Origin of the sequence: Kitasatospora sp. NPDC059795, assembly GCF_042732175.1 — a bacterium.
Classification (GTDB): Bacteria; Actinomycetota; Actinomycetes; order Streptomycetales; family Streptomycetaceae; genus Kitasatospora.
Map to the genome: position 1 here is coordinate 7,281 of NZ_JBHWID010000034.1, position 7,939 is coordinate 15,219.

General features: G+C 77.0%; 5 protein-coding genes. 1 reads left to right on the forward strand and 4 read right to left on the reverse strand.

Features of this window, described 5'->3' with window-relative positions; genetic code table 11:
- Nucleotides 1-706 (reverse strand): DUF899 domain-containing protein (locus ACFV4P_RS34865; RefSeq protein WP_380477510.1); only part of this gene is annotated, 706 nt, incomplete at its 3' end.
- A gap of 273 nt (nucleotides 707-979) precedes the next feature.
- Between ACFV4P_RS34865 and ACFV4P_RS34870 the strand changes: the two genes are divergently transcribed.
- A complete protein-coding gene (locus ACFV4P_RS34870; protein ID WP_380477511.1) occupies nucleotides 980-2,161 on the forward strand; it encodes an acyl-CoA dehydrogenase family protein in 1,182 nt (393 codons plus the stop codon).
- 1,023 nt (nucleotides 2,162-3,184) lie between these two features.
- Here the strand turns inward: ACFV4P_RS34870 and ACFV4P_RS34875 are convergent.
- From ACFV4P_RS34875 to ACFV4P_RS34885, 3 genes are all read right to left on the reverse strand, one after another.
- Entirely contained in the window at nucleotides 3,185-3,985 is an 801-nt protein-coding gene (locus ACFV4P_RS34875; protein WP_380477512.1) for an SDR family NAD(P)-dependent oxidoreductase, read from the reverse strand.
- A gap of 425 nt (nucleotides 3,986-4,410) precedes the next feature.
- Nucleotides 4,411-5,301 carry a hypothetical protein gene (locus ACFV4P_RS34880; RefSeq protein WP_380477513.1) on the reverse strand — a complete coding sequence of 297 codons (891 nt, stop codon included), beginning with the start codon at nucleotides 5,299-5,301 and terminating at the stop codon, nucleotides 4,411-4,413.
- Nucleotides 5,302-5,735: 434 nt separating this feature from the next.
- Nucleotides 5,736-7,247: an alpha/beta hydrolase family protein gene (locus tag ACFV4P_RS34885; protein WP_380477514.1), complete on the reverse strand. Its 1,512-nt coding sequence runs from the start codon at nucleotides 7,245-7,247 to the stop codon at nucleotides 5,736-5,738.
- Nucleotides 7,248-7,939 lie beyond the last annotated feature (692 nt).

The following is a 7,939-nucleotide window of genomic DNA, read 5'->3' on the forward strand; positions in this document are numbered from 1 at the left end:
GTGGCGTTGCGGGTACCTGGTCGGGGCCGTAGTAGCTGGTGGTGGCTGTGGGGTGGGGGGGGTCGTCGTGGGGGCGGCCCCCCCCCCCCCCCCCCCACCAGGGGTGGGCCAGGCCCTCCTCCTGCCGGCCCAGGAGCGTCATCTCCAGGTAGTTGTACGTGTTGAGGGTGACCTCGCTGCCCCGGTCGAAGATCGAGTTGGTGTGGAACACCGCGTCGCCCTCGCGCAGGAAGCTGCTGACGCCGGGGAGTTCGCCCTTGTCGGTGGTGACGTGGAAGTCGCGGTTGAAGTCGCTGCCGTGGGAGGAGACGAACGGCAGGTCCCAGCCCATCCGGGCACGGAACGCCTCGATCTTCTCGATCGGCGCGCGGGCGACCATCACGAACGAGGTGTCGCGGTTGTGGAGGTGGGCGAGAGTGCCCACCGAGTCGGCCTGCATCGAGCAGCCCGGGCAGCCCTCCTCCCACGCCGGGTCGAACATGAAGTGCCGCACGACGAGCTGCCGCCGCCCCTGGAACAGCTCCAGCAGCGTCGGCGACGCGCCCGGCGCCCGGAACACGTACTCCTTCTCCACCAGGACCCGCGGCAGCGCCCGCCGCGACGCGGAGACCGCGTCGCGCATCCGGGTGAGCTCCTTCTCCTGCTCCAGCAGTTCCTTCCGGGCGGTGAGCCACTCGTCCCTGGTCACGATGGGCGACAGATCCACGCTGGCCTCCTGGCTGCGACGCCGCCGGGAAACGGCGGTCGGGAAACGGTCCGGGCCCCAGGCTGCCACGCGTCAAATCCCCTTTACTTCCTCGTGATTGCCCCGTGCCCGCCGCCCGCACCCCGCCCGGAGGCCCGACCCCGGACAAACACCGGACCCGGGCAATCCTGAAGAGGCCCCGCCCGCACACCCGGTGGAATCGTTCCCCGGTGACCGCGTGAATGGCGGCCGCGGCCCGGCGGCCCATTCGACCGAACCGTCCAGGAGGAAAAGATGACGACCACGGGAATACCCACCCGGGAAGAAATCGTCGAACGCGTCGCCGCACTGGTGCCGGCCCTTCGGGAGCAGGCCGCCTGGTCGGAGGACAACCGCCGCCTCAGCGAGGAGACCGTCGCCGCCCTCGCCGACGCCGGCGTCTTCCGCCTCCGCACCCCGGTGCGCCACGGCGGCTACGAGTGCGACACCTCCACCCTGGTGGAGGTCGCCATGGAACTCGGCCGCGCCGACGGCGCGATCGCCTGGACGTCCTCGGTGTTCTGGATCCCGACCTGGATCGCCGGCCTGTTCCCCGACGCCGCCCAGGACGAGGTCTTCACCTCCCCCGCCCCCCGCGTCTGCGGGACCAACAGCCCCTCCGCCACCGCCGTGCCCGCCGACGGCGGCATCGTCGTCAACGGCGCCTGGAAGTTCGTCAGCGGCGCCTGGCACGCCGGCTGGCAGGAGATCGCCGCGATCCTGCTGCGCCCCGACGCCGAGCCCGAGCCCGTCATGGCGCTCGTCCCCATGGACGAGCTGAAGATCGTCGACGACTGGCACACCAGCTCCCTGCGCGGCACCGGCAGCGTCACCACCGTCGCCGAGGACCTCTTCGTCCCCGAGCACCGCATCATCCCGATGAGCGCCTCCATCCGCCCCCAGGGCCTGTCCGAGGCCAACGCCCACTCGCCGGTCTGGCGCACCCCCGCCGCCCTCGTCGCCGCCGCCTCCGGCGCCGGCGTGGCCGTCGGCCTCGCCAAGGCCGCCCGCGAGGCGTTCTTCGAGCGGCTGCCCGGACGGAAGATCACCTACACCGACTACGAGGCCCAGAACGAGGCCCCGATCACCCACCTGCGCGTGGCCGAGGCCGTCAACAGCATCGACCAGGCCGAGTTCCACGCCCGCCGCGCCGCCGCCACCGTCGACGCCAAGGCCGCCAGCGGCGAGGAGTGGAAGAACGAGGAACGCGCCCGCGTCCGCAACGACCAGGGCGAGGCGACCCGCCTGGCCAAGCACGCCGTCGACACCCTGGTGGGCATCAGCGGCGGCACCTCGATCTTCCTCGACGTCCCCCTGCAGCGCATCGCCCGCGACATCCACGCCGTCGCCCTGCACGCCCTGATCAACCCCGACACCAACGCCGAGCTCTACGGCCGGACCCTGTGCGGGCTGGAGCCCAACACGCTGTACATCTGAGCGACCCCCGCGGCAGCGGGCCGGGCCGGGCAGGGCCGGGTCCGCTGCCGTCGCCGACCCCGGCGGTCCCGTGCCGAGCGCCGGTGCGGGACCGCCGGGGGCCGGGGGCCGGGGGGCTGCTGGGGCGGGGCGGGCCTGTGGAGGGGGACCGGGCACGGCCTGCGCCGGGCCGGGACACTGTCCTGCGCCGCGGGCACGGGTCGGCCGTGGGCGTCCTGCGCCGCGGGCACGGGTAGGCCGGGCCTGCGGCGGGTTCGACGCCCGCCGCCACCGGGCGGGGCCGTCCCGGGCCGGGGCGGATCGCAGGCGGGGCCCGCCGCCGCTTCCCGCCGGGGCGCGGGCGGTTCGGCGTCCCCCGGCCGCCGGCGCCCGCCCGGCGCGGGCCTGCCGAGGTGCGGGGTCTGCCAGGGCTGTCTCCTTCCGGTGGTCCCGACCGCAGCCGCGCCCGCCGGGCCGGGCCGGTCCGTCGTGTCGGGCCGGCTGCCGTCTCCACCTGTGGGCCGGCCCGCCGGCAGGTGCTGGGCCGGCTCCCTCCCCGGCCGATGGGGGTCCCCGGATCTCCCCGCCCCGCGCCCGGGTGTTCCTCGGACCTGTTCGCGCGACTCCCCGCCCTGCGGCGCGCCGAGCTGCGGACGGACGCCGCCCGGGAGCCGCCCGACAGCCGGACGGTTCCGGGGGCGGGACAGACCGTTCAGGGCGGCCGAAGGCCGGCGCGCAGCGCCGCCGCAGGCGCCCTTCGACCGGCCGGCGCGGCCCGAGCACCGCACAAGCGGGCGGTGGCCCCGGCACACGCACGACGCTCACGGTGCTCGCCGGATCTCCCCACCCACGTCCGCCTTCGACCGAGTGGGGAGCCGTGGGCGGGCCCGGCCGTTGTCCGGGATCCTCGTCACGGCCGGGGCCGGGGCCGACCGGGGCTCGCTGCTCCGACCGCCGGGCAGGGGGGCCCGCCGCCCCCTGCCGCGGGGCCGCGTCCGCCCCGCCCCTTACGACGGGCGGGTCAGTGGCGGCGGGCGGGGCGGGTCAGCGGCAGGTCATGCCGCCGGTGAGGTCGGTCGTCGTGCCCGTGGACGCGGCGGCGAGGTCGGAGGCCATGAACGCCGCCATGTTGCCGACGTCCGCCAGCGAGGGCCCGCGGCCCAGCAGGTTGTGGACCGCGGAGCGCTCCTGCCAGATCTGCTGCCGGGCCGGCAGCTCGGGAAGGTCGGTCGCCATCGTGCTCTCGATGCTGTGCCGGGCGTCGGGGGAGCCGGCGGAGTGCAGGCACAGCACCCGCACGCCCCGGGGGCCGAGTTCGGCGGCGAGGGTGCGGGCGAAGGCCTCCACCGCGGCCCACGCGGGGCCGAAGCCGGCGGTGTAGGGGAAGGGGACGCGCGCGGGCGCGGCGGTCATCATCATGATCACGCCCCGTCGGCGGGGCGTCATGCGCGCGGCGGCGGCGTTGGCGGTGGTGAACTGGGCCCGGGTGAAGTCGACGATCGGCAGGGAGAAGTCCTCGAAGGACAGTTCGCCCAGGGCCGCGCCCTGACGGCCGCCCGGCCGGCGGGTGGACGTCGCGCAGAACGACACGTCGAGGCGGCCGGTCTCCTCGACGACGGTGTCCAGGAAGCCCTCGACCGCGTCCCGGTCGAACGCGTCGATTCGGGCGGTGGACAGCGAGCCGCCGTCCTCCTCCACGTCGTGGGCCAGCTGCTTGAGCGCGCCCTCGCCGCGGCCGGCCACGAACACCCGGGCGCCCTCCCGCACGAAGGCCTTGGCCACCGCGCTCCCGACCGACCCGGCGCCGTAGACGACCGCCGTCCGCTCCGCCAGCAGACTCTCCATCGAAGAACTCCACCCTTCCCCGCGCGGACCGGACAGCCCGGGCCCGCCGGGACCTCGGCGCGCCGCCACGGCGGCGGGCGCATCCGCTCCACGCTAGGCAGACCCCCCGCGGACCCCCGCCCGCACCGCACCCCCGCGGGCCCCGGATCCGCACGACGCCGCAGGCCGCGACGGCCCCGCGGCCCGCACGCCCCGGGGCGTGCCCGCCGGGCCGGAAGCTGACGAACGGACGTTCGGACGGTTCGCACGAACGCTTCGCCGCCGTTCCGCCGTTCCGCCGTCGCGCCGTTCCGCCTCGGGCCTCCGGGCCGTGACGTGCCGCCCTGCCCCGGGCTATGACGCATCGTCCTGGGCATCGGGCCGTGACGCGTCGTCCCGAGCCCCGTGCCGTGACCCGTCGTCCCGTCCCGGGCCGTGGCGGTCCGTCAGGCCGTTTCCCGTCCGGCGCGCAGCAGGCCGCGGATCGAGGTCGCCAGCGCCGCGACGAACGCCTCCCGCCGCTCGGGCGGAGCGACGTCCAGCGACAGGTACGGGTTGAGGTCCTCCAGTTCCACCAGCAGCAGCTCCCCGCGCACGGTGCGGCAGGCGTCCACCCGCTGGATGCCGTACGCGAGGGTGTTCCAGTCGACGAACCGCTGCGCGAAGGCCAGGTCGGCGGCGGTGGCCGGGTAGGGCGTCAGCTCCCAGCGCCGGGACGGGTCGGGCGCGTACAGGGCGTACTGGAAGACGCCGTCGACGAAGTAGAACGACACCTCGTAGCGGAAGTCGACGAGCGGCTGGACGAGCACCTCACCGGGCCCGGCGCCGCCGGTCTCCCGGCCCGCCGTCCCGGCCCCTTCCGCGGGTTCGGCCGCTGCGGCGAGTTCCGCCCGGTCCACGACGGACAGGCCGATCGAATCCGCTCCCGCGCGCGGCTTGACCACGTACCGCTCGGAGTGCGGCAGCAGCGCGACGTCGGCCGGCCGGCCGACGGTCGGTATCACCGGGTACCCGGCCGCGGTCAGCTCCAGCAGGTAGCCCTTGCCGGCCATGTCGCCCCGTCCCGTCAGCGGGTTGTGGACGAGTGTGCCCCGCGCGCGGGCCGCCCGGCGGAACGCGTCGAACTCCTCCCGGTAGTGCAGCACCGGCCCGCTGTTGCGCACGACGACCGCCTCGAAGCCGTCCATCAGCGCGACCGCGTCCCGCGGGTGGCACAGCGCCAGATCGAACTCCCCGCGCAGCCGCGAGGTCAGGAAGACGTCCTCGTCGCCGTACCGGCGGCCCTGCGCCGGGTACGCGAGATCGGTGACGAACAGGACCCGGGAACGCTCGCGCACAGTGCCGTCCTCTCCCCGCGGGCGAGCGGCCACTCTACGCGCCGCCCCCGCCCCGTCCCGCCCGGCCCCCGTCCCGCCCGGCCCCGCCTCGTGACGACCCCGCCCAGCCCCTTCCCGCTGACGACCCGCCGGCCGCCTGCCTGCCCGCCCGGCCGCCCACCGGCCCCGCCTCGTGACGACCCGCCCAGCCCCTTCCCCTTGACGACCCGCCACCTGCCCGCCTGCCCGGCCCCCGTCATGCCCGGCCGTCGCCCGCCTGCCTGCCTGCCTGCCCGGCCGCCGTCCGGCCCCCGCCTCATGACGACCCGCTGCCTGCCTGCCCGGCCGCCGTCCGGCCCCCGCCTCATGACGACCCGCTGCCTGCCTGCCCGGCCGCCCGCCCGCCTGACTGCCTGCCCGGCCGCCGCGCCGGCCGGCCGTCGGCCGTGTCCGGCTCAGCCCCCGCCGCCCGCCCGGTCGACCTCCAGCTCGCCGTAGGCGGACAGCACCCCCTCCAGGTCCCCGGGCGCGCCCCGCAGCGCGGCGTCCAGGAACGCCAGCGTGGTCGCCGCGACCATCCGCACGCTCCCGGCCCGCCCCAGCGAGCCGACGACCGACGGCACCGGCGGCAGGTACAACGGCCCGTCCATGAACGAGAGATGGGCGGCCCCGCGCACCGTGAGCCGGTAACTCGTCGCGCTGTCGCCCGCGAGCGCCTCCCGCAGGCGCGGCAGGTACCGCGGATCGGTGTTCGGCCCGACGGCCTGGGTGAGCGCCAGCACCGGCCGGCGCAGCGCGGGGGAGAGCGGCCCGTGGGGGTAGCCGTCCAGGTCGACGACCGCGCCGATGCGGCCGTCCTCCCGGGCGGCCTGCAACGCGGCCGCGCCGCCCATCGAGTGGCCCGCCGCCGCGACCCGCTCCGCATCCAGGCGGCCCGTCAGCGGATCGGCCGTCTCGCCGCGCCCCACCCGCTCCAACTGCGTCAGCACGAACCGCAGATCGGCGGCCCGGATCGCCGTCCACTGCTCCGCGAGCCTCTCGTCGGCGTCCCGGTCGCCCGTGGACAGGGTCCGCGAACGCACCACCCGCCCGTCGTCGAGGACGACCGCCGCGCTGTCGTACGGATGGTCCAGCGCGGCCACCACGTAGCCGTGGCTGGCGATCTCCTCCGCCCACGCGGTGTTCTGCGTCCGGACCCCGCCCGCCCCGGGCGAGAACAGCACCACCGGCCACCGGTCCCCGCCCGCGGCGACCTCGGCGCCGAACACCGCACTGCTGCGGGCCCGCGGAACGCCGTCGACCAGGAACCCGGGCAGGTGCACGCCGCCGGCCAGGGCGTCGGCGACGACGCGCGCCTCCTCCCGCGTCCGCCCCAGGTACTGCGCCCGCGCCGCGCCCGCCGCACCCGCCCGCGCGGGGTACCAGAGCTGGACGACGACGGTGCGCCGGTCGTCGGGATCGGCGGTGAACGTCTCCGGGCGCTGCGCGTCCGTCCACTGCACCACCCGCGTGCCGACCGCGAACGGGCCCGACGGGCGGGGGAAGACGGGCACCGGGAACGCCCACGCGGCCACCGGCCCCGCGGCGACCAGAGCCGCGCACGCCGCGGAACCGGGCAGCGCCAGCCACCACCGGGCCCGCCGCGGCGCACGCGCCGGACGGCCCCGCACCCGCCCCAGCCACCGCCCGACCACCGGGGCCGTCGCGAACGGCAGCGCCGCCGCCGCGCCCGCCAGCACCGGCAGCATCTGCCACCGCACCCCCCGCACGCCCATCACCGCCGCGCACAGCGCCACCGCCGCCGCGGCGCCCGCCGCCGCACGCGGCCGGACGGCGGGGGGAAGCCAGCGCGCCGCCACCAGCACGACGGCGCCCAGCACGGCAAGAAACTCCACAGGGGACAAGGACAGTCCCGCGATGATCTCGGTCACCCGGCCATCCTCGGCGCGCCGCGCCCGCCGCCGCATCGGCCCCCGGTCGCCCCCGCACCGCCACCGCGGTCGCAGGCCCCCGCCCCGCCCGCGGCCCGCACTGCGACCCCGGGAGGTACCCGCCCTCCTCCTCGGGTCGTACTCGGGCGCCGCGCCCTCCGACGGCGGACGCATGCGCCCGCCCGCCCCCGCCGCCTAGCGTGAGCAGCGCCGCGGCCCACGGACAGGGGCCGCGCCCCCGGCCCGCCCGGGACCGCCACGACACCGCACCGGGGGACAGGCTGACCACCGCAGGGCCCGCCCACCACCACGACCCCGCCCCCGGCACGACGGCAGACCCCGGCCCATCCTCAACAGCCGCCCGTGCCGCCGCACTTGAATCGGCCCCGGACGCTGTCCCCGCACCCGCCCGTGCTGCGGCGCACGCCCTCGACCGGCCCCCCGCCCCTGGTCCTGCGTCAACGGCCGCCCGTGCCCGGGCGCTTGGCCCTTCCTCAACGGCCGTCCCTGCCCGGGCACTTGGCCCCGTCCCTGCACCCGCCCCGGACCCCGCACCTGCCCCGGGCGCTACCCCCGCACCTGCCCATGACGCGACGCTCGTTCCCGACCTTGCCTCAAGAGTCGTCTCCACCACGGTACTTGGCTCGGCCCCGGGCGCTGTCCCCGCACCCGCTCGTGCTGCGGCGCACGTCCTCGACCGGCCCCCCGCCCCTGGTCCTGCGTCAACG

Excerpts from the sequence above, each read along its gene's own strand:
- ACFV4P_RS34870 (WP_380477511.1), top strand. The coding sequence starts at position 980 with ATGACGACCACGGGAATACCCACCCGGGAAGAAATCGTCGAACGCGTC.
- ACFV4P_RS34875 (WP_380477512.1), bottom strand. The coding sequence starts at position 3,985 with ATGGAGAGTCTGCTGGCGGAGCGGACGGCGGTCGTCTACGGCGCCGGG.
- ACFV4P_RS34885 (WP_380477514.1), bottom strand. The coding sequence starts at position 7,247 with ATGCGGCGGCGGGCGCGGCGCGCCGAGGATGGCCGGGTGACCGAGATC.